Source organism: Bradyrhizobium sp. WSM3983, assembly GCF_000473045.1.
Lineage (GTDB): Bacteria > Pseudomonadota > Alphaproteobacteria > Rhizobiales > Xanthobacteraceae > Bradyrhizobium.
On record NZ_KI421489.1, the window covers coordinates 1 to 26,791 of the forward strand.

General features: G+C 63.9%; 21 protein-coding genes and 1 pseudogene. 14 read left to right on the forward strand and 8 right to left on the reverse strand.

Annotated features, from left to right (window positions below; all coding sequences use genetic code 11):
• The coding region (locus YUA_RS46675) for a 2-dehydropantoate 2-reductase N-terminal domain-containing protein (protein WP_035973082.1) at window positions 1-424 on the reverse strand (424 nt) is incomplete at its 3' end.
• Window positions 425-618: 194 nt separating this feature from the next.
• On the opposite strand from YUA_RS46675, the gene YUA_RS0140740 reads away from it, so the two are divergent.
• From YUA_RS0140740 to YUA_RS0140750, 3 genes are all read left to right on the forward strand, one after another.
• Window positions 619-1,686 carry an acyltransferase family protein gene (locus YUA_RS0140740; RefSeq protein ID WP_027535767.1) on the forward strand — a complete coding sequence of 356 codons (1,068 nt, stop codon included), beginning with the start codon at window positions 619-621 and terminating at the stop codon, window positions 1,684-1,686.
• 203 nt (window positions 1,687-1,889) lie between these two features.
• Window positions 1,890-4,970 carry a DNA polymerase I gene (gene polA, locus YUA_RS0140745; RefSeq protein ID WP_027535768.1) on the forward strand — a complete coding sequence of 1,027 codons (3,081 nt, stop codon included), beginning with the start codon at window positions 1,890-1,892 and terminating at the stop codon, window positions 4,968-4,970.
• 241 nt (window positions 4,971-5,211) lie between these two features.
• Window positions 5,212-5,847, forward strand: coding sequence for a LysE family translocator (locus tag YUA_RS0140750; protein WP_027535769.1), 636 nt, complete (start codon window positions 5,212-5,214; stop codon window positions 5,845-5,847).
• A 159-nt stretch (window positions 5,848-6,006) separates the two neighbouring features.
• Here YUA_RS0140750 and YUA_RS0140755 read toward each other — a convergent pair whose 3' ends face one another.
• Window positions 6,007-6,633, reverse strand: coding sequence for a glutathione S-transferase family protein (locus YUA_RS0140755; RefSeq protein ID WP_027535770.1), 627 nt, complete (start codon window positions 6,631-6,633; stop codon window positions 6,007-6,009).
• A gap of 185 nt (window positions 6,634-6,818) precedes the next feature.
• Here YUA_RS0140755 and pyrE point away from each other — a divergent pair, with 185 nt between their 5' ends.
• Together pyrE and YUA_RS0140765 are read left to right on the forward strand one after the other, a co-directional pair.
• Window positions 6,819-7,382: an orotate phosphoribosyltransferase gene (gene pyrE, locus YUA_RS0140760; protein ID WP_027535771.1), complete on the forward strand. Its 564-nt coding sequence runs from the start codon at window positions 6,819-6,821 to the stop codon at window positions 7,380-7,382.
• 152 nt (window positions 7,383-7,534) lie between these two features.
• Entirely contained in the window at window positions 7,535-8,308 is a 774-nt protein-coding gene (locus YUA_RS0140765) for a DUF2865 domain-containing protein (RefSeq protein WP_035973085.1), read from the forward strand.
• A gap of 122 nt (window positions 8,309-8,430) precedes the next feature.
• Here YUA_RS0140765 and YUA_RS0140770 read toward each other — a convergent pair whose 3' ends face one another.
• The gene (locus tag YUA_RS0140770; RefSeq protein ID WP_027535773.1) at window positions 8,431-8,862 is read right to left on the reverse strand and encodes a hypothetical protein; all 432 of its coding nucleotides are present in this window, start codon (window positions 8,860-8,862) and stop codon (window positions 8,431-8,433) included.
• Between the two features lie 194 nt (window positions 8,863-9,056).
• Here YUA_RS0140770 and YUA_RS0140775 point away from each other — a divergent pair, with 194 nt between their 5' ends.
• Window positions 9,057-9,350 carry a GIY-YIG nuclease family protein gene (locus YUA_RS0140775; protein WP_027535774.1) on the forward strand — a complete coding sequence of 98 codons (294 nt, stop codon included), beginning with the start codon at window positions 9,057-9,059 and terminating at the stop codon, window positions 9,348-9,350.
• A 63-nt stretch (window positions 9,351-9,413) separates the two neighbouring features.
• Here the strand turns inward: YUA_RS0140775 and YUA_RS0140780 are convergent, their stop codons facing one another.
• A complete protein-coding gene (locus YUA_RS0140780) occupies window positions 9,414-9,641 on the reverse strand; it encodes a hypothetical protein (RefSeq protein WP_027535775.1) in 228 nt (75 codons plus the stop codon).
• Window positions 9,642-9,876: 235 nt separating this feature from the next.
• Here YUA_RS0140780 and YUA_RS0140785 point away from each other — a divergent pair, with 235 nt between their 5' ends.
• Complete coding sequence (locus YUA_RS0140785) at window positions 9,877-12,402, forward strand: glycogen/starch/alpha-glucan phosphorylase (RefSeq protein WP_027535776.1); 2,526 nt, start codon at window positions 9,877-9,879, stop codon at window positions 12,400-12,402.
• 95 nt (window positions 12,403-12,497) lie between these two features.
• Window positions 12,498-13,313, forward strand: coding sequence for an acyl-CoA thioesterase II (locus tag YUA_RS0140790; protein ID WP_027535777.1), 816 nt, complete (start codon window positions 12,498-12,500; stop codon window positions 13,311-13,313).
• 252 nt (window positions 13,314-13,565) lie between these two features.
• Here YUA_RS0140790 and YUA_RS0140795 read toward each other — a convergent pair whose 3' ends face one another.
• The 3 genes from YUA_RS0140795 to YUA_RS0140805 form a co-directional block, all read right to left on the reverse strand.
• Window positions 13,566-15,182, reverse strand: coding sequence for a phosphoenolpyruvate carboxykinase (locus YUA_RS0140795; protein WP_027535778.1), 1,617 nt, complete (start codon window positions 15,180-15,182; stop codon window positions 13,566-13,568).
• A gap of 280 nt (window positions 15,183-15,462) precedes the next feature.
• Window positions 15,463-18,054, reverse strand: a complete 2,592-nt coding sequence (locus YUA_RS0140800; protein ID WP_027535779.1) for a tetratricopeptide repeat protein — start codon at window positions 18,052-18,054, stop codon at window positions 15,463-15,465.
• 79 nt (window positions 18,055-18,133) lie between these two features.
• Window positions 18,134-18,868, reverse strand: a complete 735-nt coding sequence (locus YUA_RS0140805; RefSeq protein WP_027535780.1) for a HugZ family protein — start codon at window positions 18,866-18,868, stop codon at window positions 18,134-18,136.
• A 240-nt stretch (window positions 18,869-19,108) separates the two neighbouring features.
• On the opposite strand from YUA_RS0140805, the gene YUA_RS0140810 reads away from it, so the two are divergent.
• The 5 genes and pseudogenes from YUA_RS0140810 (at window position 19,109) to YUA_RS0140830 (ending at window position 23,086) form a co-directional block, all read left to right on the forward strand.
• Window positions 19,109-19,810: a response regulator transcription factor gene (locus YUA_RS0140810; RefSeq protein WP_027535781.1), complete on the forward strand. Its 702-nt coding sequence runs from the start codon at window positions 19,109-19,111 to the stop codon at window positions 19,808-19,810.
• 116 nt (window positions 19,811-19,926) lie between these two features.
• Window positions 19,927-21,717 carry a sensor histidine kinase gene (locus tag YUA_RS0140815; RefSeq protein WP_027535782.1) on the forward strand — a complete coding sequence of 597 codons (1,791 nt, stop codon included), beginning with the start codon at window positions 19,927-19,929 and terminating at the stop codon, window positions 21,715-21,717.
• Window positions 21,714-22,181: pseudogene (locus YUA_RS0140820) on the forward strand (HPr kinase/phosphorylase). Before YUA_RS0140815 ends, YUA_RS0140820 begins: the two are co-directional and overlap by 4 nt.
• Window positions 22,182-22,370: 189 nt before the next feature.
• Window positions 22,371-22,772, forward strand: coding sequence for a PTS sugar transporter subunit IIA (locus YUA_RS0140825; RefSeq protein WP_007597752.1), 402 nt, complete (start codon window positions 22,371-22,373; stop codon window positions 22,770-22,772).
• Complete coding sequence (locus YUA_RS0140830) at window positions 22,769-23,086, forward strand: HPr family phosphocarrier protein (RefSeq protein WP_027535784.1); 318 nt, start codon at window positions 22,769-22,771, stop codon at window positions 23,084-23,086. The genes YUA_RS0140825 and YUA_RS0140830 overlap by 4 nt, the downstream gene beginning before the upstream one ends.
• Before the next feature lie 9 nt (window positions 23,087-23,095).
• Here the strand turns inward: YUA_RS0140830 and YUA_RS0140835 are convergent, their stop codons facing one another.
• Complete coding sequence (locus YUA_RS0140835) at window positions 23,096-24,721, reverse strand: glycosyltransferase family 39 protein (protein WP_027535785.1); 1,626 nt, start codon at window positions 24,719-24,721, stop codon at window positions 23,096-23,098.
• A 113-nt stretch (window positions 24,722-24,834) separates the two neighbouring features.
• Here YUA_RS0140835 and lepA point away from each other — a divergent pair, with 113 nt between their 5' ends.
• The gene (gene lepA, locus YUA_RS0140840) at window positions 24,835-26,646 is read left to right on the forward strand and encodes a translation elongation factor 4 (protein WP_027535786.1); all 1,812 of its coding nucleotides are present in this window, start codon (window positions 24,835-24,837) and stop codon (window positions 26,644-26,646) included.
• The last annotated feature ends 145 nt before the right edge of the window (window positions 26,647-26,791 follow it).

Here is a 26,791-nt window from a genome sequence, read left to right on the forward strand (position 1 = left end):
CCTTGGGGTTGGCCTCGCGGATGATGCGCTCGACCTCGTCACCGGTGCCGACCGGCACGGTCGACTTGGTCACCACGACGGTGAAGCCGGACAGCGACTGCGCGATCTCTTTCGCGGCAGCGTAGACGTAGGAGAGATCGGCATGGCCGTCGCCGCGACGCGACGGCGTGCCGACCGCGATGAACACCGCNTCGGCATCCGCGACCGGCTTCGACAGGTCGGTGGTGAAGTCGAGCCGCTTGGCCTTCACATTGGTTGCGACCAGCTCGTCGAGGCCCGGCTCGTAGATCGGAATCTCGCCGCGATGAAGCGCCGCGATTTTCTTCTCGTCCTTGTCGACGCAGGTGACGTCGTGACCGAAATCCGCAAAGCAGGCTCCGGACACCAGTCCCACATAACCCGTGCCGATCATCGCGATGCGCATGAAAATCCCTGCTCTAGCTTGGTTAACGAAACCCCAATCCGGGGGCGGTTTAGCATTTTCCCGCCGGGAAGGAAGAGCCCACGCTCAGAAACCGGCACGCGATTTGTACCGGTAAAGAAGTCGGAAACCACAAGGCCCCACACTGCCCCACGCCTACACAGGATCGGGCGGAACACGCCTCGAAACGGGACACCATGGCATCATCAGGCACAATCGCCGCGAGCGAGGGCACCACGGGCCCGGCTGCTGCGCGTGTCGATTGGGTCGACTATGCCAAGGGCATCTGCATCGTCATGGTGGTGATGATGCATTCGGTGCTGGGCGTCGAGCTCGCCGCCGGCGAGACCGGTTTCATGCATGTCCTGGTGGCCTTCGCAAAGCCGTTCCGGATGCCGGACTTCTTCCTGATTTCGGGCCTGTTCCTGCCGCTGGTGATCGATCGGGACTGGCGAACCTATCTCGACCGCAAGGTGGTGCATTTCGCTTATTTTTATGTCGTCTGGGTGACAATCCAGTTCGGCTTCAAGGCGCCTGCTTTCGCGGCCGAAACCAGCTGGCGCGACGCTGGCCTGCTCTATCTCGAATCCTTCATCGAGCCGTTCGGCACGCTCTGGTTCATCTACCTGCTGCCGATCTTCTTCGTCGTCACAAAACTGACACGTGGAATCCCTGCACCGGCAATCTGGCTCGTAGTGGCCGCGCTGGAGAGCGCGCGCATCACAACCGGCTGGACTGCGATCGACGAATTCTGCGCGCGCTTCGTCTATTTCTATTCGGGCTATCTGTTCGCGCCTTACGTGTTCGTCCTGTCGGATCGCGCGCGCAGCCATCCGGCACTTGCGCTTGCAGCGCTCGCCGCCTGGGCGCTGGTCAATGCCGGCCTCGTCGTGCTCGGCGCGAGCGAATGGAAGATCGTCTCGCTCGTGCTCGGCTTCGCCGGTGCGTGCGCCATCATCACCATCGGCACGCTGCTTGCGCGCGCGCATTGGCTGAACTTCTTCCGCTTCTGCGGCGAGCATTCGATCGTGATCTATCTCGCCTTCTTCCTGCCGATGGCTGCGACGCGAACGCTGCTCTTGCGCGGCGGAATCATCACCGACATCGGCACGGTGTCGCTGATCGTCACCATCGTCGGCCTGATCGGATCGCTGGCGATCTGGCAGGCCGCGCTGCGACTGCACGCTGACTTCCTGTTCGAGCGGCCTGACGCATTCTGGATCGCACCGAAGAAGGCCAGTACTGTGTTGCAGGCGGCGGAGTGACTGTCATGCCCCGCGAAGGCGGGGCATCCAGTATTCCAGAGCCGGCAGTCGTATGCGGAAAAGCCGCGGCGTACTGGATTCCCCGCCTTCGCGGGGAATGACAGCGTGAATGTGGGGAATGACAGTGGGGATAGTAGCGCCAGCTGCCCAAAAATCCCCCTCCCAAGGCTGTCAAAGCCCGCAAAAATTCATACATTGCGGCCATGCCCAAGACATCCCCGAAGACCTCCGCCAAAGCTGACACCAAGGCTGCTGCACCCAAGGCTGCAGACACCAAGCCCGCTGCTGCGACAGCTGCTGCCAAACCGGTCGCGGCGAAGGCGGCAGGAAAAGGCGACCATGTCTTCCTGGTCGATGGTTCCGGCTACATCTTCCGCGCCTATCACGCGCTGCCGCCGCTGAACCGCAAGTCCGACGGCCTGCAGGTCAATGCCGTGCTCGGCTTCTGCAACATGCTGTGGAAGCTGCTTCGCGACATGCCGGAGGACAACCGGCCGACGCATCTCGCGATCATCTTCGACAAGTCGGAGGTCACCTTCCGCAACAAGATCTACCCCGAGTACAAGGCGCATCGGGCGCCTGCGCCGGACGATCTGATCCCGCAATTCGCGCTGATCCGTGAAGCCGTGCGCGCCTTCGACCTGCCCTGCCTGGAACAGGTGGGCTTCGAGGCCGACGATCTGATCGCGACCTATGTGCGGCAGGCCTGCGAGCGCGGCGCGAGCGCGACCATCGTCTCCTCCGACAAGGATCTGATGCAGCTCGTGACCGATTGCGTCACCATGTACGACACCATGAAGGACCGCCGCATCGGCATCCCCGAGGTGATCGAGAAGTTCGGCGTGCCGCCGGAGAAGGTGGTGGAAGTCCAGGCGCTGGCCGGCGATTCCACCGACAACGTGCCTGGAGTTCCCGGCATCGGCATCAAGACCGCGGCGCAGCTGATCGTCGAATATGGCGATCTTGAACAACTCTTGTTCCGCGCCACCGAGATCAAGCAGCCGAAGCGCCGCGAAGCGCTGATCGAGAATGCCGAAAAAGCGCGGATCTCACGCCAGCTCGTGCTGCTCGACGACAAGGTTGATCTGGAGGTGCCGCTCGACGACCTCGCCGTCCACGAGCCCGATGCCCGCAAGCTGATCGCCTTCCTGAAGGCGATGGAATTCACCACGCTGACGCGCCGTGTCGCCGATTATTCGCAGATCGACCTTGGCAGCGTCGACGCCGATCCCGGCTATGCGAGCGGTGCCAGCGTGTTCTCGCCGCTGCCGCCCTCGGACGTCGTGCCCGCACCGGGCGCCGGCACCCCGGCCCAGGCTCGGCCGGGCGAGCGCAACACATCGGCGAGCAAGGAAGACAAGGCCGCCAGCCCGAAAGGCGCTCCGATCTCGCTCGCCGCTGCGCGTGAGGAGGCGCTGCGGAAGCTGCCGGTCGACCGCAGCAAATATCAGGCGATCAAGTCGCTGAAGGAACTCAACGCCTTCATCGCACGCATCCATGATGCCGGCCACGTTGCGATCGAGATGCGAGGAAACTCGATCGATCCGATGCAGGCCGAGTTCTGCGGCATCGCGCTGGCCCTGGCGCCGAACGAGGCCTGCTATGTGCCGCTGGCGCACAAGCAGTCCGGCGGCGGCGCTGGCCTGTTCGACGCCGGTCTTGCGCCGGATCAGGTCAAGCACGAAGACGCGATTCAAGCGCTGCGGCGCATGCTGGAATCGACGGGCATTCTCAAGATCGGCTTCGACGTCAAATTTACCGCCGTCATGCTGGCGCAGCACGGCATCACCCTGCGCAACACCGACGATGCGCAACTGATCTCCTACGTGCTCGACGCCGGGCGCGGCTCGAACGCGTTGGAATCGCTGTCCGAGCGCTGGTTCGGCCATGCCATGCTGAAGGAGAGCGAGCTGCTCGGCAGCGGCAAGGGCAAGATCACCTTCGATCAGGTGCCGATCGACAAAGCCGCGCTGTTGTCGGCGGAAGGCGCCGACATGGCCCTGCGCGTCTGGCGCGTGCTGAAGCCGCGCCTCGTCGCCGAGCATATGACCACGGTCTACGAGACGCTCGAGCGTCCGCTGGTGTCGGTGCTCGCGCGCATGGAACGGCGCGGCATCTCGATCGACCGCCAGGTCTTGTCGCGCCTCTCCGGCGACTTTGCCCAGACTGCGGCGCGCGTCGAAGCCGAGATCCAGGAGATCGCCGGCGAGCCCGTCAATGTCGGCAGCCCCAAGCAGATCGGCGACATTCTGTTCGGCAAGATGGGATTGCCGGGCGGCACCAAGACCAAGACCGGCGCGTGGTCGACCACCGCGCAGGTGCTCGACGAGCTCGCCGAGCAGGGCCACGATTTTCCGCGGAAGATTCTGGAGTGGCGCCAGGTCTCGAAACTGAAATCGACTTACACCGACGCGCTGCCGACCTATGTCAATCCGCAGACCCATCGCGTGCACACGACCTACGCGCTGGCCGCGACCACGACTGGCCGGCTGTCGTCGAACGAGCCGAACTTGCAGAACATCCCGGTTCGTACCGAAGATGGCCGCAAGATCCGGCGCGCCTTCATCGCAACGCCTGGACACAAGCTGGTGTCCGCCGACTATTCGCAGATCGAGCTGCGGCTGCTGGCGGAGATCGCCGACATTCCCGTGCTGAAGCAGGCATTTCGCGACGGCCTCGACATTCACGCCATGACCGCATCGGAAATGTTCGGCGTGCCGATCAAGGGCATGCCGAGCGAGATCCGTCGCCGCGCCAAGGCCATCAATTTCGGCATCATCTACGGGATCTCGGCGTTCGGCCTCGCCAACCAGCTCGGCATCGCGCGCGAAGAGGCCTCGGCCTACATCAAGAAGTACTTTGAGCGCTTCCCCGGCATCCGCGCCTATATGGACGAGACGCGGGATTTCTGCCGGAGCCACGGCTACGTCACCACACTGTTCGGCCGCAAGTGCCACTACCCTGATATCAAGGCCTCCAACGCCTCGGTGCGCGCCTTCAACGAGCGCGCCGCGATCAACGCGCGACTTCAGGGCACCGCCGCCGACATCATCCGCCGTGCCATGACGCGCGTCGAGGACGCACTGACCGAGAAGAAGCTCTCGGCGCAGATGCTGCTCCAGGTGCATGACGAATTGATCTTCGAGGTGCCCGACGCCGAGGTCGAGGCGACGCTCCCCGTCGTGCAGCACGTCATGCAGGACGCGCCGTTCCCGGCCGTGCTGCTGTCGGTGCCGCTGCATGTGGATGCGCGGGCGGCGAATAATTGGGACGAGGCGCACTGATTTCGCCTCACTTCTGGTGTCGTCCCGGCGAAGGCCGGGACCCATAACCACAACATCGAGTTAGGCGAAGATTGCCAACTGCGATCTCGCGCCGCACTTCTCCCTGGGGGTATGGGTCCCGGCCTTCGCCGGGACGACATTGGAGGGAGCCGCGCGAAACAATTGTCCTCCGTGCAATTGCGCGATAGCTCCACAACTTTGCGCATATTAAAACCCGTGCATCTCCCGCACCGGTTCACCCATGCCCCACACCTCCGCCCTGCTCGGCTTCGCCCTCGTCTGCCTCGGTCTCGTGCTCACGCCCGGGCCGAACATGATCTATCTGATCTCGCGCTCGATCACGCAGGGGCCGGCGGCAGGCATCGTCTCGCTGGGCGGGGTGGCGCTGGGCTTCGTGTTCTACATGCTGTGCGCGGCGTTCGGCATCACGGCGCTGCTGCTCGCGATTCCCTTTGCCTATGACGCGCTGCGCTTCGCCGGTGCCGGCTACATGCTGTGGCTCGCCTGGCAGGCGGTGAAGCCGGGCGGGCGGTCGCCATTCCAGGTGAAGAAGCTCGCGATCGACAGCCCGCGCAAATTGTTCGCGATGGGGCTCGTCACCAATTTGCTCAATCCGAAGATCGCGATGCTGTATCTGGCGCTGCTGCCGCAGTTCATCGATCCCGCGGCTGGCAGCGTGCTGACGCAGTCGGTGGTGCTGGGCGCGATCCAGATCGCAATCAGCGTCAGCGTGAACGCGATGATCGCGCTCGGGGCCGGATCGATCGCGCTGTTCCTGGCGAGCCGGCCGAGCTGGATGCTGGTGCAGCGCTGGCTGATGGGCACCGTGCTCGCCGGGCTTGCGGTCAGGATGGCCGTGGAAGCGCGGAAGGTGTAGCCGACTGTTGCAAACCGCGCTCGTGTCCCGGACGCGCTGCAGCGCTCTTGCGGTGCTGCGCAGAGCCGGGACCCAGTGTTGCCGCATGGGCCCCGGCTCTGCAGTGCATCGCTTGCGCGCTGCACAGCGTCCGGGGCACGAGATGCGAGAGCGAAGAGACTAATCCAGCTTCGCCTCCATGCCCCGTTTCACCGCCGGGCGAGCCATCAGCGCGTCGTACCAGCGCTTGACGTTGGGAAAATCGGCAAGCTCGACCTTGTGGCGCGGATGCCGCCAGGCCCAACCCAAAATGGCGAAATCGGCGACCGAGAGATCGCCGGCGACGAAATCGCGGGCCTCTAAGCGGCGGTCAAGCACGCCGTAGAGCCTGCGCGTCTCGGCCATGTAGCGCTTCAGGCCATAGGCGCGGTCCTGCTCGTCCTCCAGCGCAATGAAATGGTGCACCTGGCCCGGCATCGGCCCGAAGCCGCCCATCTGCCACATCAGCCATTCATAGACGGGGATGCGGCCCGCGAGCGATTTGGGCAGGAATTTACTGGTCTTTTCGCCGAGATAGAGCAGGATCGCGCCGGACTCGAAGATGCTGACGGGCTCGCCGTCCGGCCCCTCGGGGTCGAGGATCGCGGGGATTTTGTTGTTCGGGGAGAGCTTGAGGAACCCGGGCGCCATCTGCTCACCCTTGGTGATGTTCACCGGGACCACCTTGTAGGGCAGCCCCATTTCCTCCAGCGCGACCGATATTTTGCGGCCGTTCGGCGTGTTCCAGGTGTGCAGCTCGATGGTCATTTGCCTGTTTCCTTGCCCAATTTCCTTGCCCGGGATATCGGCATCCACCTACTCCAGAAAGTTGCACCCTCACAACCGGCGGACCGGGATGGCCGATCCCTGTTGACGGGGGACGCCCCCTCTGGAATGTCACGGCGGTCGCGGATAAATTCCGCCAGCTCTCAAAACGCTCCCGAGGGACTGCCGTGTCGAAATCTGCCTCCCGCGCCCGCCTGTTCGAAATCATCCGGCGCCGCTCCTTCGGCCGGGGCGAGGTGACGCTCGCGTCGGGCCGCAAGAGCGATTTCTATTTCAACCTCAAGCCGACCATGCTCGACCCCGAGGGCGCGACGCTGCTCGCCGAGCTCACCTATGAGACGCTGAAGGACGACCAGCTCGATTTCATCGGCGGGCTCGAGATGGGCGCGGTGCCGCTGGCCGGCGCGCTGGCGCAGATCTCCTGGATCAAGGGCCATCCGATCGCGGCCTTCTTCGTGCGCAAGAAACCGAAGGAGCATGGCGCCAAGCTCGCGATCGAAGGCCTGCCGAAGGGCGAGACGCTCGAGGGCAAGCGCGTCGTGATCGTCGAGGACGTCACCACCACCGGCGGCTCGGCGATGAAGGCCGTGGAATCCGTGCGCGAGACCGGCGCCGAAGTGGTGCTGGTGCTGACCATGGTCGACCGCGAGGAAGGCGCCGACGACACCTTTGGTGCCGCCGGCCTGCCGTTCCGCTCGCTGTACAAGGCGTCGGAATTTTTGAAGGCATAACGGCGCGAGGCGCCCCTTCAACCGCTCATTTACCATCCCGCTTTATGGTGAATCATGTGCTGAGACCCTGATGGTCCCGGCCGGTTCAGTAGCGTCGGGTGGAGTAAGCGTTGCGTACGATAGTGTTCCATGCGCGCCGGCGGCGTCGCGCGATGCTCGTGGCCGCCATCCTTGCAGCACCGCTGCTTGCAGCTCCGGCCCCGGTTGCAGCCGAAGGCCTGTTCGACTTCTTCTTCGGCGGCGCCCAGCAACGCCCGCAGCGCGACGTGCCGCAGGCGAACTCCTACGTCGATCCCTTCACCGGTCAGCAGAATCCGGCTGTCCAGCCGCAATATGTGCCGCCAACCCGCTCGGCGGCGGCCGGTGGCTCCGGCCCGGCGTTCTGCGTGCGCAGTTGCGACGGCAAATATTTTCCGCTGATGCGCGGCCTCGCCTCGCCGGCGCAAATGTGTCAGGCGTTCTGTCCTGCCAGCACCACAAAGGTCTTCTTCGGCTCCTCGATCGAGGGCGCCTATTCGCAGACCGGCGAGCGCTACGCCGACAGCGAGAACGCGTTCGCCTATCGCAAGGCGCTGCGCGCGGACTGCACCTGCAACGGTCGCGAGCCGGCAGGGCTCGCCCCGGTCGATTTGACGCTGGACAGTTCGCTGAAGGCCGGCGACGTCATCGCCACCACCGACGGCCTCGTCGCCTATACCGGCGTCCGCCTCGGCCAGGAGCAGACCGCGGAGTTCACCCCGGTCGCCTCCTATCCCGGTCTCACCGCGCAGGTCCGCGCCCGGCTCGGCGAGATGAAGGTGGCCCCGGTGCGCGCGGAAACGGTGGCGGCAGATGCGCCAGCAGCCGAGATCGTGCGCGAGACGCTGCCGGATGTGACGGTGCCGAAGACGCCGGCGAAGTCGGCGAAGCGGGCGGGATTGGATTGAGATCCTCATGGTGAGGAGCGCGGAACGCGCGTCTCGAACCATGAAGGCCCGGCTACTGCAGCTCGGCCTTCTTCCTTCGAGACGCTTGCTACGCAAGCTCCTCAGGATGAGGGTCGAGAGCGTCACCTCCCGATAATCACGCCGATCACATTCGGCGCCGCCAGATATTTCTCCTCGATCGCCGCGCGCGCGGCGGCGCGATTGTCCGGCGTCAGCAGGCCGCGCTTCTCGGCCAGGATCATCCAGCAAAAGCCCCACCAGTCGGTCAGCATGCGGGTCTCGCTGACAAGATCATAGCCCTGCTCGGCCGCGAAGATGCGCGCATGCGCTTCGTCCAGCGTGTCGAGGAAGTGATGATCTTCGGGTGCGAACAGATCGTCGCTGATGTCGTCGATGGTGTAGCCCCAGATCGACTGGCACACCGCGTTGAACTCGCGGTCGAACTGGTCGTCGTCCACGGCATAGCGCCGCGCCGCCTGGTGCAGCCGCGACAGCGACCGCGCGAAATCGGCGATCCGGGTGAGGGCAAACTGATCGAAGGCAATGGTGGACATGTAGACCTCGCGACGGCTGTCAGACCCTAGATATTGTGTCGGCGATGCGCCGAATCACAATGATATATCAAAGACTTGCTAAAGTGTTCTTAATTTGTTCTGATGGCAAATGGTCTATGTAAGACCGTCGTCCCGGCGAAGGCCGGGACCCATAACCACCGCGACCAGACGTGTTTGGAAATGGGCGCCCAGCAATGAATGCACCAGCCGCTTACTACGTTTACATTCTCGCAAGCCGGCGCTACGGCACGCTTTACATCGGCGTCTGCAATGACATCAGCAACCGGCTGACATTGCATCGCTCGGGACGCGGCTCGAAGTTCGTCAAGAAGTACGGCGTGACGCGGCTGGTCTACGTCGAGACGTATGCATCGCCATCCGAAGCGATCGCACGCGAGAAAGCGCTCAAGGAATGGCAACGCGACTGGAAGATTCGCTTGATTGAGCAGGAAAATCCAGACTGGCGCGATCTCCCGCATCTTCTCTGACAGCGGTGGTTATGGGTCCCGGCCTTCGCCGGGACGACACCATCTTTGTTGCGCCGGTCGGGCTCAATTCGCCGCCGACATCAACTTATGCCCGCAGGCGCTCGCGTAAAACTTGCCGCCGCATTGGCGCTTGATGGCGGCGCAGCGCGCGGCAGGCGTTGCGTTTTGCGGGAGGGAGAAGCCGCAGCTGAGGCCATCGGCGCTGCGCTTGCCGGCGGCGACAGCGGCGCTCGAGGTAGCGATGCAAATGACTAGAAGCGCTGCAGCGGCAATTTCGATCAGCAGTCTCATGGGGCGTCTCCACACTGATGGCTGAATCTGTCTCCAATCTAGCACCAAATTCGCGCCTCTCCGTGCTCGTCCGGGTTCCCAAATCGGCCCATTCCTTGCATAATTTTACGCCAGCGCAGTGCACGGCCGCGCCAGCGACGGTTCCGGTGCAGGGGCAAGATGCGTAAGTTACAAGCCGCGTACGTTACAAGACGCGTAGGGTTAGTGGTGTTCTCGCGACCAGGAAGTGACGGCCTTGCAAGATCAATCGTTCCAGCCAAATTTCCCCGCCCCCGGTCAGCCCATCGACGAGCTCGCGTTGTCGGAGATCAAGGGCGCGATCCTGGCGAAGCTGCGCCTTGCCATCGGCAAGGATGCAGGCATGGCGACCAGGCACGACTGGTACCAGGCCGCGGCGCTCGCACTGCGCGACCGCATCGTGCATCGCTGGCTCACCGCCGAGAAGCGCAGTTATGACGCAGGCCGCAAGCGCGTCTATTATCTCTCGCTCGAATTCCTGATCGGCCGCCTCTTCACTGACGCGCTGAACAACATGGGGCTCTTGAAGATCTTCGAGGTTGCGCTCGGCGATCTCGGCGTCTCGCTGCCTGAGCTGCGCAAATGCGAACCGGATGCGGCGCTCGGCAATGGCGGCCTCGGCCGTCTCGCCGCCTGTTTCATGGAGAGCATGGCGACGCTGTCGATCCCTGCGATCGGCTACGGCATCCGCTATGATTACGGCCTGTTTCGCCAGATCATCAATCAGGGCTGGCAACAGGAATATCCGGACGAATGGCTCGGCTTCGGCAATCCCTGGGAATTGCAGCGGCCGGAAGTGATCTACGACATCAATTTCGGCGGCGGCGTCGAGCATGTCGACGACAAGGGACGCGACCGCGCGATCTGGCATCCCGGCGAGACGGTGCAGGCGATCGCCTATGACACGCCGATCGTCGGCTGGCGCGGCCAGCACGTCAACGCGCTGCGGCTGTGGTCGGCACGCTCGCCCGATCCGCTCAAGCTCGACGCCTTCAACAAGGGCGACTATGTCAGCGCCAGCGCCGAGCAGTCGCGCGCGGAAGCGATCTGCAAATTCCTCTATCCGAACGACGAGAGCCCGGCTGGCCGCGAGCTGCGGCTGCGCCAGGAATATTTCTTCGTCTCGGCGTCGCTGCAGGATCTGATCAAGCGGCACCTCGCCTCCGACGGCCAGCTGCGCAGCCTGTCGTCCAAGGTCGCGGTGCAGCTCAACGACACGCATCCGAGCCTCGCCGTCACCGAGCTGATGCGCATCCTCGTCGACCTCCACAATTTCCGCTGGGACGAGGCCTGGAAGATCACGGTCGCGACGCTGTCCTACACCAATCATACGCTGCTGCCCGAAGCGCTGGAGACCTGGCCGGTCGAGCTGTTCGAGAAGCTGCTGCCGCGCCATCTCGAGATCATCTACCGCATCAACGTGCAGCATCTGGCCCTCGCCGAAGCGCGCGCGCCCGGCGACATCGACTTCCGCGCCTCGGTCTCGCTGATCGACGAGAGGAGCGGGCGCCGCGTGCGCATGGGCCAGCTCGCCTTCGTCGGCTCGCACCGCATCAACGGCGTCTCGGCAATGCATTCGGATTTGATGCGCGAGACCGTGTTCCACGATCTCAACCATCTCTATCCCGGCCGCATCACCAACAAGACCAACGGCATCACCTTCCGCCGCTGGCTGATGCTGGCGAATCCGAAGTTGACCGATCTCCTGCGCGAGACTTGCGGCGAAGCCGTGCTCGACGACCCGACCCAGCTCTCGCTGATCGAGGCGCGTGCCAGCGACGTCGAATTCCAGAAGAAATTCCACGTCGTCAAGCTTCACAACAAGACGGCACTTGCGCGCCTGATCGGCGAACGGCTCGGCATCAAGGTCGACCCGACCGCGCTGTTCGACGTGCAGATCAAGCGTATCCACGAATACAAGCGGCAGCTGCTCAACGTCATCGAGACGGTCGCGCTGTACCAGTCGATCAAGGACGATCCCAACGGCAATTGGGTGCCGCGGGTGAAGATTTTTGCGGGCAAGGCGGCGGCGAGCTATCGCTACGCAAAACTGATCATCAAGCTGATCAACGACGTCGCGGAGGTCGTCAACAACGATCCCGCGATCGGCGGCAAGCTTAAGGTCGTCTTCCTGCCCGACTACAATGTCAGCCTTGCGGAAGTGATCATCCCCGCGGCCGACCTCTCCGAGCAGATATCGACCGCCGGCATGGAAGCTTCCGGCACCGGCAACATGAAACTGGCGCTCAACGGCGCCATCACCATCGGCACGCTCGACGGTGCCAATATCGAGATCCGCGACCAGGTCGGCGTGGAGAACATCGCGATCTTCGGCATGGAAGCTGGCGACGTCATGATCAAGCGCAAGCAGGGGCTGGATGCCTCCGACGTGATCCGCAATTCGCCAAAGCTCCAGCGCGCCATCAATGCGATCGGCGCCGGCGAGTTCTCGCCCGGCGATCCCGGCCGTTTCGAATCCATCGCGCATGCGCTGCGCTATCTCGACCACTACATGGTCAGCGCCGATTTCGATTCCTATTACGAGGCGCAGCGCGCCGTCGACGCGCGATGGCAGGTGGCGCCGGCCTGGACCCGCGCCTCCATCCTCAACGTCGCGCGCATGGCGTGGTTCTCGTCCGACCGCACCATCCGCGAATATGCCGAGGAAATCTGGAACGTGCCGGTCAATCCGATCACGCCGCCGTTCCAGACCGCAGAAGACATGCGCGACGCCGCGAGCTGATTTTTCCGCAGCGTGAAATCGGCTACCCCAGAGGTAATTGCACAAACCGGCGTCGGACGTGATATGACGTCCGTCATTGAAAGCCGGACATGACAATGCACGCCAAGCTTCCGCACCCCTTCGACGATGCCACCCGCATCACCGCCGGTGACTCCAGCTGGCAGGGGCACACCAGCGACGACTATTGGGCTTTCGTCGGCCCGTTCGGCGGCGCGACCGCCGCGACCATCCTGCGCGCGCTGATCGAGCATCCGCAACGTGCCGGCGATCCGCTGGCGCTGACCGTCAATTACTGCGCGCCGATTGCCAAGGGCCCGTTCGATCTCGACATACGGCTGGTGAAGGCCAACCGATCCAGCCAGCACTGGAGCGTCGAACTATCGCAGGGCGGCGGCGAGGTCGCGACACTCGCCACCGCCGTATTCGCCGAGCGCCGGCCGTCCTGGGAGCACAGGGTGGCGCAATATCCGGATACAAAGCCGTTCGAACAGACACTGCCATTCCCGACGATTTCGGCGTCCTGGGCCAACCAGTACGAATTCCGCTTCGTCGAAGGCGAGATGCGGCTCGGGCCGCCGCAGGCGGAGCTCGCCAGCACCTACTCAAAGCTCTGGATCAGCGACCGCGAGCCGCGCAGGCTCGACATGCCGTCGCTGATGTCGATGTCGGATGCCTTCTTCGGCCGCATCTTCCACGCGAGGCGCGAGTTGGTGCCGTTCGGCACGGTGTCGCTGACGACCTATTTTCACACCGACCGCGAAGAACTCGCCGCCGAACACATCACGCGTGTGCTCGCGACGGCCGACTCGAAGATCATGCACAAGAGCTACGCCGACCAGAACGCCGAGCTGTGGTCGCCGAACGGGCGACTGCTGGCGACCACGACGCAGATCGCGTATTTCAAGGCCTGAAGTCTCCCCAAAGTCGTCCCGGCGAAGGCCGGGACCCATAACCACAGGGAGCAATTTGGCGAAGATTCGTAGTGATCCTTCGCCGGTACTTGGACCGCGCTCCCTCGGTAGATCGCGCGGTATGGGTCCCGCCCTTCGCCGGGACGACACCGAGGGCGTGGTTCGCGCTGGTGCCCACAAAACAAATGCTGGTGCCCACAGAACAAAAAGGGCACTCTCGGCTGCCCTTTTGCCTTCCAAGCGATTTGAAAATTACTCCGCCGCGAGCTTCACGTCCGGCGCAGCGGCGCGCACCTCGGCGTCGACCTGGGCTTCGAACTTGGCAAAGTTCTTCTGGAACATGCCGACCAGGCCACGTGCGGTCTTGTCGAACTCCTCCTTGTCCTTCCAGGTGTTGACCGGATTGAGGATCTCGCTCGGTACGCCCGGCAGCGCGGTCGGGACCGCGAAGCCGAAATATTTGTCGGTGCGGAATTCGACGTTGCGAAGCGAACCGTCGAGCGCGGCGGTGAGCAGTGCACGCGTCACCTTGATCGGCATGCGCGAGCCCGTGCCGTACTTGCCGCCGGTCCAGCCGGTGTTGACCAGCCAGCAGTCGACATTGTGCCGGGCGATCAGATCGCGCAGCATGTTGCCGTAAACGCTGGGATCGAGCGGCAGGAACGGCGAGCCGAAGCAGGTCGAGAATTCCGGCTGCGGCTCGTTGCCGAGACCGCGCTCGGTGCCGGCGACCTTGGCGGTGTAGCCGGAGAGGAAGTGATACATCGCCTGCGCCGGCGACAGCCTGGCGATCGGCGGCAGCACGCCGAAGGCGTCGGCCGCGAGCATCACCACGTTCTTCGGCTGCGGCGCCCGGCCGGTGCGCGAGGCGTTCGGGATGAAGTCGAGCGGATAGGCCGAGCGCGTGTTCTCCGTCTTGGAGCCGTCATCGAAATCAACGACGCGGGTATCTTCGTCGAGCACACAGTTTTCGAGCACAGCGCCGAAGCGGGTCGACGCCGCGTAGATCTCGGGCTCGGCTTCCTGTGACAGCTTGATGCACTTGGCGTAGCAGCCGCCTTCGAAGTTGAACACGCCGTTCGGGCCCCAGCCGTGCTCGTCGTCACCGATCAGCGTGCGGTTGGGATCGGCCGACAGCGTGGTCTTGCCGGTACCTGATAGCCCGAAGAAGATCGCGGTGTCGCCATTGGCGCCGACATTGGCCGAGCAATGCATCGGCATCACGCCGCGCTCGGGCAGATAATAGTTCAGCGTCGTGAAGACCGACTTCTTCATCTCGCCGGCATAGTAGGAGCCGCCGATCAGCACGATCTTGCGGGCGAAGTCGATCGCGACGACGTTCTCCGAGCGCACGCCGTGACGTTTCGGATCGGCGCGGAAGCTCGGCATGTCGATGATGGTGAGCTCGGGCGTGAAGGTCGACAGCTCGATCGCCTCGGGGCGGATCAAGAGCGTGCGGATGAACAGCGAGTGCCAGGCAAGCTCGGTGAAGACGCGGGTCTTGATCCGGTAGGCGGGATCGGCGCCGCCATAGAGGTCCTGCGCGAACAGGCTCTTGCCTTCGGCATGCTTGAGGAAATCCTGGTAGAGGGTCTCGAACTGCTCCGCAGTGATCGACTGGTTGCCGGCCCACCACATCTTCTTGTCGGTAGTGGCGTCACGCACCGTGAACTTGTCCTTCGGGCTGCGGCCCGTGAACTCGCCGGTATCGGCGCACAGTGCGCCGTCGGCGGACAGCACCGCCTCGCCCGCAGCGAGCGAATATTGATAGAGCTGCGGCGCGCCGAGGTTCCAGTGAACCTGCTTGAGATTCTTTAAGCCGAATTTGTCGGCGCCGAAGGCACCGTTGCGCACGCCCGTCTCTTGCACGAAAAATCCTCCTAGAATCCGCGACACAGCGCGACCAAGCTTTGGTGCCATCGCGGTCACCGTGAATTACAGGCCATCCGGCCTCGGCTGAACGACCTAATAATGATGAACGCTGGCGTTGCCAAGCTGATCCCGCAGGATTTGGTTTATTCAAGGACCGCGCCAAACGTCGCGCATGTCAGCCCAGAGCACGCCTGCGCAAAAATCACGGATGATCGCGCAACCAAACGCCTGTTTCGGCGTTATCGAATGTTTTGCGACGCACAAATGCTGCGCTGCCCTATCGTACCGCACCTTCGCCGATGAGCGCGAACGGTCCCCACATCGCAGGGTAGGCATTACGCGGCGATGAAGTGTCGTCAACATACGTCAACATTGCGCGCCGCAGTGCTTCGGCGCGGCCGATTTTTGGTTCGTATTTGAGCAGATCGAAAGTCGAAATGGTCAAGCGGGTGGCAGCCTCCGAATCCACTGCCCAATGCGAAACCAGCAGCGCGCGTGCGCCGGCATAGAAGAAGGCGCGCGCCAATCCCGACAGCGCCTCGGCGCCGGGCTTGTCGCCCGCGATTGTGTTGCAGGCCGACAGCACGACCCAATCTGCATTGAGCTTGAGCTGCGCGACCTCGCTTGCGGTCAGCAGACCATCGTCGAGCTCGGAGGGCTGGTCGGGAATCGAGAGCGCAAGCGATGGCTCGCCCACTCCCTTGATGTCGCCGGCGACGAGGCCGTGGGTCGCAAAGTAGATGATGCTGTATTGAGCAAGCGATGCACGCTTGAGCGTTGCTTCGCTGGCATCGCGGCCGAGATGAATGTCGGCCTCGGCCGCGCCGACATCTTTCGCCACCGCGCTCAGCTCGTCCGCAGTATCGGGCAGTTGCGGCAGCGCCTGCGCAAGCCGGGCGCGATCGACGCCGGCGCCGTGCCAGAAATCGGTATAAGCGATGGTCGCAATGTTGCGGGCGGCCACCTTGCCGCTTGCGGCGCGACGATCGGCAGGACTTTCCTGCGCGGGATTGAACACGGGATCGCCAAAGCCGGTCATCGGCTTGACGCCCTGATCCTTGCGCGCAAAGGCACGCAGCGATTTCAGGCTGGCCACCGATGGCAGCACGGAGACAGCCTGACGCCGCAGCAGCCAGGCGGCGCTGCGATAGCCTTCGAGCGTCTCCGGGATCGCAGCTTGCGGCGTCTCCGTGACGAGCAGATGAAACGGCAGCGCGGTCAGCGCGCCCGACGGCACCGTGAGCAGGCTGCGCTTGTCCTTGGTCAGCGCCTCGATCGGGCCGAGCAGCGTGACATAGAGCTCGTTGGCGAGCGCGAGATCAAACAAACCCGATTTGCCGGAGCCATCGCGCGCCTTGCCGACATCGAGCCCCTTGCGGAACGACGTAACCTTCTGCGCCAACGCGTCCGCGCCAAGCGGAATTTCCTTCCAGTCGGCGCCATCGCGCGTGATGGCAATGACATAACTGCGCTTGTCGACGACGGAATAGAGCACCATCGCCTCGTCGGCCGACAGCAGCGGCTGGATGTCCTTGACCGTCAGAGGCAGCGGGTTGGAGAGCGAGGCGTAGTCGGGGAACTCGACGGCGAGCGTCTTCTGCAGGCCGGCGCGCTCGCTTGCGATGGCCGCGATCCGCCCGCGGCTGCGCTGCTCGGAGGCGACGTCGCGTTGCGCCGACGGCTTCGAGACGGCCGCGATAATCGCTTTGTCCAGCGCCTCGGATTCGGCTGCGAGATCCTGGTCCTTGCGCACCAGCTCGGCGAGACGGTCGCTGCCGGCGGCGAGCCGCACCGCGAGCTTGTTCACCGCGGATGCGGCGGAAGATTGCGTGCCGCGCTGGATCGCGGCGAGCGTCTCGTCCAGCGCCTTGTCTTGCGGCAGCAGCGATTGCTGGCGCGCCGCAAACAGGATCGGCAGCACCACGCGCAGTTGCGCGCGACCATTCGCAAGCGTCTTTTCCGCGAGCGGCAACGCGTCCGCGGTTCGCCCGGACACAAAGAGGAAATAAGCGAGATTGCTGGTGGACGTCGCGACGTCAGGATGATCCGGCCCAAGCGCACGCTCGCGGATGGCGAGCGCGCGGCGATAGAGCGGTTCTGCCTCGGCATAGCGCTGCTGGTGCTCGTAGAGGCCGGCGAGATTGTTGAGGGACCGCGCGACGTCGGGATGATCGGGCCCCAGCGCTTTTTCCCGGATCGCGAGCGAGCGCTTGATCGGCGCTTCGGCATCGGCGTCGCGGCCGAGATCGCGATCAAGCTGGCCGAGATTGTTCAGAAGCGTCGCGACCGCCGGATGCTCAGGGCCGCCGACCTTCTGGTAGATCGCGAGCGCCCGCTGGAACAGCGGCTCGGCATCTGCAAAGTGCTCCTGCTTCACATAGAGCGTACCGAGATTGTTGAGAGACTGGCCGACGTCGGGATGCTCGCGCGACAGCGCCTTCTCGCGGATAGCCAGCGCCCGCTTGAACAACGGTTCGGCATCAGCGAAGCGGCCTTGCCGCTGATCGAGAGCGGCGAGATTGTTCAGCACGGGCGCGATCTCGACACTGTCGAGGCCGGTCCCCTTCTCCATCAAAGCGATGGCGCGCTTGTAGATCGGCTCGGCCTGATCGTCATGCCCCTGATCGGCATAGATCTGCGCGAGGTTGTTGAGGGCAGCGGCGAGATCGCGGTTGTTGCTGGTCTTCTCGAGCGAGACAACCATGGCCTGCGCCAGCGGCAGCGCTTCGGAGTATTTCCCGGCACCTCTCAGCACATTAATCCGCGCGCTCTGCGCGGCAAGACCGCCCGTCTGGGCAAAGCTGGGCGTGGCAAGCGATGCCGTGATCGAGAGCGCCAGGCCGGCGACCAATGCCAAACGACGCGTCATGAACCTTCTCGCTGCCAATCTCAGACCGATCACGATCTTGGGTCGCAGCGATGGGAGGCGACGTTCAAACTATTGCGGGTTAGTCCCTCTTCGCACGCGCTTCTCCCACCAGACGGACCAACATCTTGCGCAGCGCCGTGCCGTTCGTGACCCGCTCCGGAAAATCCAGCCGCAGTGCGGTCTGGCCGTCCTGCATGTCGAGACCTTCGGGGTCGCAGCCGGTGCAGCGCCAGTCGCCCGCGGCCGCGCCGAGCAGCCGCGTTGCGTACAGGCCCATGGCGTCGCGATGGTCGGCATTCATGTGCTCGACCGCCCCCTCCTCCGCCGCGAGCAGATCCTCGGCGCCGGCGAGGTCCGTGAGGAACTGCTCCGGCTTGAGATCGACGATTCGGCCAAAACCTGCAACCAGATGGGTTCCCGCAGGGTGGATCCGGAAAAACGCAAAATCCTTAAATGAGACAAAGGCTTCCGCCGACGGATGGGCATTGAGATACCGCCGCTGGAGCAAATCCCTCTCGCCGTCGGCCTGTTCGGCCCGACCGGACAGCATGATCCGGGCGCCTTCCAGCGGATCGCCCGCAGCGCGCTCGTCCAGCATCAGGGAGACCCGGCTGTCTGCGAGGATGTTCCTGGTATGAACCGCCAATTGCGAGATCAGCAGGATCGGCGAACCATCGGGGTGACTGGCCAGATTGACCAGGGAACAATAGGGATCGCCGCTGCCCGGCATGAGCGTCGCGAGCGCCCCCTGCCGCGACCGCCTGAGGAGCGATTTGGCAAGCTTTCCGGGGTCGAAATCAGGGGTCGGTTGCATTGGCTTTCTCGGCTCAGGTGGTTGCAAGGCAGGCCTTTTTTCGGGTAAACGAGGGCCGGGTTATGGGTCGACATGCGGCGAATCTGCCGTGTTTCGCGGAACTTGGTCACACTTCAGCCCAGCTTGCATTGCTCGGTGACAAAGTTCGAATTCCAAGTTCGGGACCCATGTATGCGGCGCATCACTGGATTGCTCGCCGTTTAAGCCACGACCCAAACGGAAAGCAGAAAGCAGAGGCTCATGCCCACAATCGCTTTGGTCGACGACGACCGCAACATTCTCACATCCGTCTCGATCGCGCTGGAAGCCGAAGGCTACCGCATCATGACCTACACCGACGGCGCTTCCGCGCTTGACGGTTTCCGCACCACCCAGCCCGATCTCGCCATCCTCGACATCAAGATGCCGCGCATGGACGGCATGGAGACGCTGCGCCGTCTCAGGCAGAAGTCCGACCTGCCGGTGATCTTCCTGACCTCCAAGGACGAGGAGATCGACGAGCTGTTCGGCCTCAAGATGGGCGCCGACGATTTCATCCGCAAACCGTTCTCGCAGCGCCTGCTGGTCGAACGCGTCAAGGCGGTGCTGCGCCGCTCGGCGCCGAAGGATCCGACCGTCGCGCCGAAGGAGAACGACGCCAAGGCGCTCGATCGCGGCCTGCTGCGCATGGATCCAGAACGGCATACTTGCACCTGGAAGAACGAGCCGGTGACGCTCACCGTCACCGAATTCCTGATCCTCCAGGCGCTGGCGACCCGGCCCGGCGTGGTCAAGAGCCGCAACGCGCTGATGGACGCCGCCTACGACGACCAGGTCTATGTCGACGACCGCACCATCGACAGCCACATCAAGCGGCTGCGCAAGAAGTTCAAGGTGGTCGACAACGATTTCGAGATGATCGAGACGCTCTACGGCGTCGGCTACCGCTTCAAGGAAGCCTGAGGCGCACGCGCCTTCACAACAGATGAGGGCTGCGCCGGTTCTGAATTCCATCGGAACCGGGCATGCTCTAGGATGCGGGGGCCGTCGCACGAGCTGTCCTAACGCGGGCGTAAGCATTGCTTGACCGAACGCAGTCTGATCCGAGTTCGAACGCCGAGGACGTTGTCGCCCACGGCGCCTCGGACCATGAAGACAAGCCGGGCTCGCGAGGCTGGGGGCCGCTGAACTGGCTCAAGCGCGCCGGCCAGTTCTTCTTCGCGCTGTCGTTCTCGAGCCTGACCCGCCGTATCGTCTCGCTCAACCTCGCGGGTCTCGTCGCCCTGGTCGCGAGCATCCTGTATCTCTCGCAGTTCCGCGCCGGCCTGATCGACGCCCGCGCGCAGAGCCTGCTGGTGCAGGCCGAAATCATCGCCGGCGCCATCGGCGCGTCGGCGACGGTGCAGACCAATGCGATCACCGTCGACCCCGAACGGCTGCTCGACCTGAAGCTGGGTGAGAGCTATGGCGGGACCGACGACTCGCTGGATTTTCCGATCAATCCCGAGCGCGTGGCGCCGGTGTTGCGCACGCTGATCTCGCCGACCAAAACCCGTGCGCGGATTTTCGATCCCAACGGTTCGGTGTTGCTCGACAGCCGTGACCTCGACGTTCTCAGGGCCTTCCCGCTGCCGCCACCGTCCGAGAAACCCGGCCTGGTCGAGCGCGCCATGGTCGCGACCCGCACCTGGTTGAACCGCGGCGACCTGCCGCTCTATCGCGAACTCGGGCGCGAGAACGGCAATGGCTATGTCGAAGTCGCCGACGCGCTCCAGGGCCAGAAGCGCTCGATGGTGCGGGTCAATGCGCGCGGCGAGGTGATTGTCTCGGTCGCGGTCCCCGTGCTGCGCTCGCGCGCCATCCGTGGCGCGCTGATGCTGTCGACCCAGGGTGACGAAATCGATCAGATGGTCACCGCCGAGCGCCTCGCGATCCTGAAAGTCGGCGGCGTCGCCGCCGCGGTCATGATCATGCTGTCGTTGCTGCTCGCGAGCACCATCGCAGGTCCCGTGCGCCGGCTCGCCGATAGCGCCGAACGGGTCCGCCGCCGCATCAAGACCCGTGTCGAAATTCCCGACTTCACCCGTCGCCGCGACGAGATCGGCCACCTCTCCGGCGCGCTCCGCGACATGACCAACGCGCTCTACAAGCGGATCGAGGCGATCGAAATGTTCGCCGCCGACGTCGCCCACGAGCTGAAGAACCCGCTGACCTCGCTGCGCTCCGCGGTCGAGACGATGCCGCTGGCGCGCAATGAGACCAGTCGCGCCCGCCTGCTCGAAGTGATCGAGCACGACGTCAAGCGGCTCGACCGCCTGATCTCGGACATCTCGGATGCGAGCCGGCTCGATGCCGAATTGCAGCGGCAGGATGCGATCCCGGTCGATCTCAAGCGGCTCCTGGGTACCCTGGTTGCGGTCGCCAATGAAACGAAGCTCGGTCACGACGTCGCGGTCGAGGCACGCTTCGAGGGCCGCAGCCCGACCGACACATTCGCGGTTACCGGCCATGATTCGCGGCTCGGGCAGGTGGTCTCCAACCTGCTCTCCAACGCGCAGTCCTTCTCGGAAGCCGGCAGCAAGGTGCGCCTGACCTGCCGCCGTGTCCGCGGCGAGATCGAGATCGTGGTCGACGATGACGGCCCCGGCATCCGTGACGACGCGCTGGAGCGCATCTTCGAGCGCTTTTACACCGACCGGCCGCACCAGGGCTTTGGCCAGAATTCCGGCCTCGGCCTGTCGATCTCCAAGCAGATCGTCGACGCCCATGGCGGGCGCATCTGGGCAGAGAACCGCGCCGGCCCAGCTGATGAAGACGGGGCGCCGACGATTGCCGGCGCGCGCTTCGTGGTGAGGCTGCCGGCGCTATGAGCGACGGCGGGCCGAGCGTTCACGCCTCCGCGGTCAAGGTCGGCCCCCTGGCGGTGCTGATCCGTGGGCCCTCGGGGGCCGGCAAGTCGCGCCTTGCCTTCGATTTGATCATGGCGGGGCGCTCAGGCGTGATCGAAAGCGCCGTCCTGGTCGGTGACGACCGTGTCCATCTGGCGACAGTCGGCCATGAAATTTCGGTTCGTCCCGCCCCTCTTCTGGCCGGGCTGATCGAGATTCGCGGGCTGGGAATCCGCCGCTGCGACTTCGTGGAGCATGCGACGGTCGGCCTCGTGGTCGATCTGGACGCCGACGACGCCGAACGGCTGCCGCCGCCGGAATTGCTGAAAACCACCATTTTGGGTGTCGAAATACCGCGAATCCCGGTCAAGCGCGGCGATTCGCCCCTCCCCTTGGTTGTTGCGGCCTTGATCACTACCAAGAGTTAACCTCCGGCTAACCCTTGAGCCGATTGTTTGAAGGGAAATTGTAACCATATGAACCCCACACTCGCGACCGAATAGACCGGCGCAGCTCCCCTTATCCATCCGTCTAGATTCAGGGAGATACGCAACATCCCCCCTTGCGCGGGGGCTCTGGATGGTCAAAGTGGCGCGTTCGTGCGGTGCACCAAAAGCGCCCGCGGGAGTTTTCCGATGATTGGTCTAGTACTTGTGACCCACGGGCGCCTTGCCGACGAATTCAAGGCAGCGCTTGAACATGTCATGGGCCCACAAAAGCAAATCGAAGCGATTACGATCGGCGCCGAAGATGATTCCGATCTCTGCCGAAGCGACATCATCGAGGCGGTTAACCGCGTCGATTCCGGCGACGGCGTTGCGATCCTCACCGACATGTTCGGCGGTACCCCGTCGAACCTCGCGATTTCCTGCATGAGCCGGCCCAAGGTCGAAGTTCTCGCGGGCATCAACCTGCCCATGCTGGTGAAGCTCGCCAAGGTGCGCGAGGAGCGTCCGCTTCCCGACGCGATCGCGATGGCCCAGGAAGCCGGCCGCAAATACGTCACCATCGCCAGCCGGGTGCTCGCCGGCAAATGAGCGACGACGCTCCACAAGCGGGGACAGGCGTGCCCGCGGGCGCGATTTCCAAAGAGCTCCTGATCATCAACAAGCGCGGCCTGCACGCCCGCGCCTCGGCAAAATTCGTCCAGGCGGTCGAGCGCTTCAACGCGCAGGTGTGGGTGACGCGCGGCGGCGAGACCGTCGGCGGCACCTCGATCATGGGCCTGATGATGCTTGCGGCAGGACCGGGGACGACGATCACGGTTGCAGCCGCCGGCGACGATGCCGAAGCCGCGCTGGCGGCGATTACCGAGCTCGTTGAAAGCAAATTCAACGAGGAAGGGGTTTAGGCCCCTCGGTCACTTCTCCGGCGGGGCGATGTAGACGTTCCACGTCATCGACGGACCGGCCTTGCCGTGGGTGAAGCGGCGCGTCGTCATCACCATCCGCTCGGCGTTCGGCGCGATCTCGGACACCCATTTCTCGAATGCAGGCAAGCGGCCGTCGGTCGGGTCGAACACGCCGATGAAGCCGTATTTCCTGACGTCGTCGAGTGTCGTCAGCCCGGAGCCCCACGCCTCGTTCGGCGTGAACGCAGCCGGATGATCGGCGCTGTAGAACACCATCGGCTGGATCGATTCCATGGTGCCGGCAACGATCGCCCAGCGCGAGGCGAAGCGCGAATGCCAGGCTTGCGTCAGCTCGCGCGCAAGCTCCGAGCGCGCACCATAGGTCGCCGTATTGTCGGAATTCGCCGCCATCTCGCGCGCGGCGATCCAGGGCGAGGCGACAAGCGTCGCGACGCTGAGCACGAGCCAGATCGCTACGATGTTGAACAGCACGGCGCTCTGCACCCGCAGCGTCGGGATCGCGACCAGCGCGAGCGGCACCAGGAAGAACAGCGAGATGCCCCAATCGGTCTTCATGTAGATGCTGAAGGCAAGCGCGCCGAGCGGCGGCCCGGCCGCGACGATGATCTGGATGATCCAGATGTTCAGCGCCTGGGGAACATTGACGCTCGCGTTGGCGCCGCGCGCCCAGGCCCGCGTGACAATGCGCAGCGGCGCGCGCACAAGCAGCGTCAGCCAGGGCGGCACCAGCGCCATCGCGAGTGCGGCGAGCGCCACGGGAAGCGCCAGCAGCGCGGCGTTGTGCAGGACATAGCCGAACACGAGCTGACGCACCTGGCCGGCATCCTCGATGCTGTAGGTGTCGCCGGCATAGGTCAGCGGCACGAAATGCGCATCCGCAAGCCAGACGATGTGCGGGATCATCGCCACTGCCATCGTCGCGATCGCGACCCATGGCGCCGGCGACAGCAGGAACTTCATGCGCTCCGGATGGATCAGCGCGGCAAGGCCAATGGCGCCGATCATGGTCAGCACCCAGTATTTGGTCATCAGCGCCAGCGCGCCGGCAAGCCCGAGAAAGATTCCGGACTGCCAGCTCCGCTTCTCGAACGCGTTGAGATAAGCGAGCACGACGAGCGGCAAGGTGACGAGCTGAAGCAGATCGGGGTTGTACTTGAAGCCCTTGAAATTGAAGATGGGATAGAGCGCGACCATCACCACGACCAGGAACGCGCGGCGCGGATCGACCACGCGCAACGCGACCAGCCAGCAGATCACCATGCCGACGCTGACCGTCGCCATCGCCAGCGCATAGGTCGCCCAGTCCGTTGCGGGGAGAACCCAAAACCAGAGCCCGGCGATCCAGCCCGACAACGGCGGATGCTTGCCGTAGCCCCACAGGAATTTCTGCCCCCAGCCCCAGGCTTCTGCGACGTCCATGTGAACGTCCTGCGCCGCCTTGAGATTGATCAGGATGAAGGTCCAGATCACCGCATGCAGGATGGCGAGCTGGATCACCAGCCAAAGCCGGGCCGAGGGGTGGGTCGCGTAGGCAACCAGCCAGGCCCGGAAACGGTCAAAGCCGAGGCGTGTCTTTGCGCGCGCGCGGGCGGAGGGGATCGAGGTCGTTGACATGGCCGTTGCGTAGCGCGTTTTGGCACCCGGTGGAATCAGCTTGGCGTGAAGAAAGGCCCTGAAATTACAGCAATATGGTTGCCGCACGGGGATGTGAGTGGTATCCCGCGCCCATGACGACCGTCCCCATTTCCAACATCCGCAATTTCTCCATCGTCGCCCATATCGACCATGGCAAATCGACGCTGGCCGACCGCCTGATCCAGATGACCGGCGGCCTCTCCGACCGCGAAATGGCGGGCAAGGAGCAGGTGCTCGATTCCATGGACATCGAGCGCGAGCGCGGTATCACCATCAAGGCGCAGACGGTCCGGCTCGCCTATCGCGCCAAGGACGGCAAGGATTACATCTTCAACCTGATGGACACGCCAGGCCATGTCGACTTCGCCTACGAGGTCTCGCGGTCGCTGGCGGCCTGCGAGGGTTCCCTGCTGGTGGTCGACGCCAGCCAGGGCGTCGAAGCGCAGACACTCGCCAACGTCTACCAGGCGCTCGACAACAATCACGAGATCGTTCCTGTCCTGAACAAGGTCGACCTTCCGGCCGCAGAGCCCGAGAAGGTCAAGCAGCAGATCGAGGACGTCATCGGCATCGACGCCTCCGACGCGGTGATGATCTCGGCCAAGACCGGCCTGGGCATTCCCGATGTGCTGGAAGCCATCGTCACCCGACTGCCGCCGCCGAAGGGCGATCGCGACGCAACGTTGAAGGCGCTGCTGGTCGACAGCTGGTACGACGTCTACCTCGGCGTGGTCGTGCTGATCCGCGTCGTCGACGGCGTCATGAAGAAGGGCAGCCGCGTCCGCATGATGGGCACAGGTGCGGCCTATGACATCGAGCGCGTCGGCTTCTTCACGCCGAAGATGCAGCAGGTCGACGAGCTCGGCCCCGGCGAGATCGGCTTCATCACCGCCGCGATCAAGGAGGTCGCAGACACCCGCGTCGGCGACACCATCACCGACGACAGGAAACCCGTCACGGAGATGCTGCCGGGCTTCAAGCCGGCGATCCCCGTGGTGTTCTGCGGCCTGTTCCCGATCGATGCCGACGACTTCGAAACCCTGCGCGCCGCGATGGGCAAGCTGCGGCTGAACGACGCCAGCTTCTCCTTCGAGATGGAAACCTCGGCCGCACTCGGCTTCGGCTTCCGCTGCGGCTTCCTCGGGCTGCTGCACCTCGAGATCATCCAGGAGCGGCTGTCGCGCGAGTTCGATCTCAATCTGATCGCGACCGCACCGAGCGTCATCTACAAGATGAAGCTCAACGACGGCTCCGAGATCGAGATCCACAATCCCATCGACATGCCGGACGTGGTCAAGATCGCGGAGATCGAGGAGCCCTGGATCGAAGCCACGATCCTCACTCCCGACGAATATCTCGGCAGCGTGCTGAAGCTGTGCCAGGACCGCCGCGGCTCCCAGAAGGAGCTGACTTACGTCGGCTCCCGCGCGATGGTGAAGTATGATCTGCCGCTCAACGAAGTCGTGTTCGATTTCTACGACCGTCTGAAGTCGGTCTCCAAGGGCTACGCCTCGTTCGACTATCATCTCACCGACTACAAGCCGGCCGACCTCGTCAAGATGCAGATCCTGGTCAACAACGAGCCGGTCGATGCGCTCTCGATGCTGGTGCATCGCACCCGTGCCGAAGGCCGCGGCCGGGCCATGGTCGAGAAGATGAAGGAGCTGATCCCGCCGCACATGTTCCAGATCCCGATCCAGGCGGCGATCGGCGGCAAGGTGATCGCGCGCGAGACGGTCCGCGCGCTGCGCAAGGACGTCACCGCAAAATGCTACGGCGGCGACATCACGCGTAAGCGCAAGCTTCTGGAGAAGCAGAAGGAAGGCAAGAAGAAGATGCGGCAGTTCGGCAAGGTCGACATCCCGCAGGAAGCTTTCATTGCCGCGCTGAAGGTCGACAGCTGAGGCGAGTGCTCGGACCGCCTAAGCATGATGGCGATGGGGTCCGGCTGAGGCTTGCTGGACCGGACAAAAAATATCGAAAACAACCCCATGCACAGTAGCCAGTGGCCACGCGGCACTCGCTGCTGATTTTACGAAACGACTTGAC

What these genes read in the sequence shown, in the direction of transcription:
- YUA_RS0140740 (WP_027535767.1), top strand. Translation starts at nt 619, where the DNA reads ATGGCATCATCAGGCACAATCGCCGCGAGCGAGGGCACCACGGGCCCG.
- polA (WP_027535768.1), top strand. Translation starts at nt 1,890, where the DNA reads ATGCCCAAGACATCCCCGAAGACCTCCGCCAAAGCTGACACCAAGGCT.
- YUA_RS0140750 (WP_027535769.1), top strand. Translation starts at nt 5,212, where the DNA reads ATGCCCCACACCTCCGCCCTGCTCGGCTTCGCCCTCGTCTGCCTCGGT.
- YUA_RS0140755 (WP_027535770.1), bottom strand. Translation starts at nt 6,633, where the DNA reads ATGACCATCGAGCTGCACACCTGGAACACGCCGAACGGCCGCAAAATA.
- YUA_RS0140765 (WP_035973085.1), top strand. Translation starts at nt 7,535, where the DNA reads ATGCTCGTGGCCGCCATCCTTGCAGCACCGCTGCTTGCAGCTCCGGCC.
- YUA_RS0140770 (WP_027535773.1), bottom strand. Translation starts at nt 8,862, where the DNA reads ATGTCCACCATTGCCTTCGATCAGTTTGCCCTCACCCGGATCGCCGAT.
- YUA_RS0140775 (WP_027535774.1), top strand. Translation starts at nt 9,057, where the DNA reads ATGAATGCACCAGCCGCTTACTACGTTTACATTCTCGCAAGCCGGCGC.
- YUA_RS0140780 (WP_027535775.1), bottom strand. Translation starts at nt 9,641, where the DNA reads ATGAGACTGCTGATCGAAATTGCCGCTGCAGCGCTTCTAGTCATTTGC.
- YUA_RS0140790 (WP_027535777.1), top strand. Translation starts at nt 12,498, where the DNA reads ATGCACGCCAAGCTTCCGCACCCCTTCGACGATGCCACCCGCATCACC.
- YUA_RS0140800 (WP_027535779.1), bottom strand. Translation starts at nt 18,054, where the DNA reads ATGACGCGTCGTTTGGCATTGGTCGCCGGCCTGGCGCTCTCGATCACG.
- YUA_RS0140805 (WP_027535780.1), bottom strand. Translation starts at nt 18,868, where the DNA reads ATGCAACCGACCCCTGATTTCGACCCCGGAAAGCTTGCCAAATCGCTC.
- YUA_RS0140810 (WP_027535781.1), top strand. Translation starts at nt 19,109, where the DNA reads ATGCCCACAATCGCTTTGGTCGACGACGACCGCAACATTCTCACATCC.
- YUA_RS0140825 (WP_007597752.1), top strand. Translation starts at nt 22,371, where the DNA reads ATGATTGGTCTAGTACTTGTGACCCACGGGCGCCTTGCCGACGAATTC.
- YUA_RS0140830 (WP_027535784.1), top strand. Translation starts at nt 22,769, where the DNA reads ATGAGCGACGACGCTCCACAAGCGGGGACAGGCGTGCCCGCGGGCGCG.
- YUA_RS0140835 (WP_027535785.1), bottom strand. Translation starts at nt 24,721, where the DNA reads ATGTCAACGACCTCGATCCCCTCCGCCCGCGCGCGCGCAAAGACACGC.
- lepA (WP_027535786.1), top strand. Translation starts at nt 24,835, where the DNA reads ATGACGACCGTCCCCATTTCCAACATCCGCAATTTCTCCATCGTCGCC.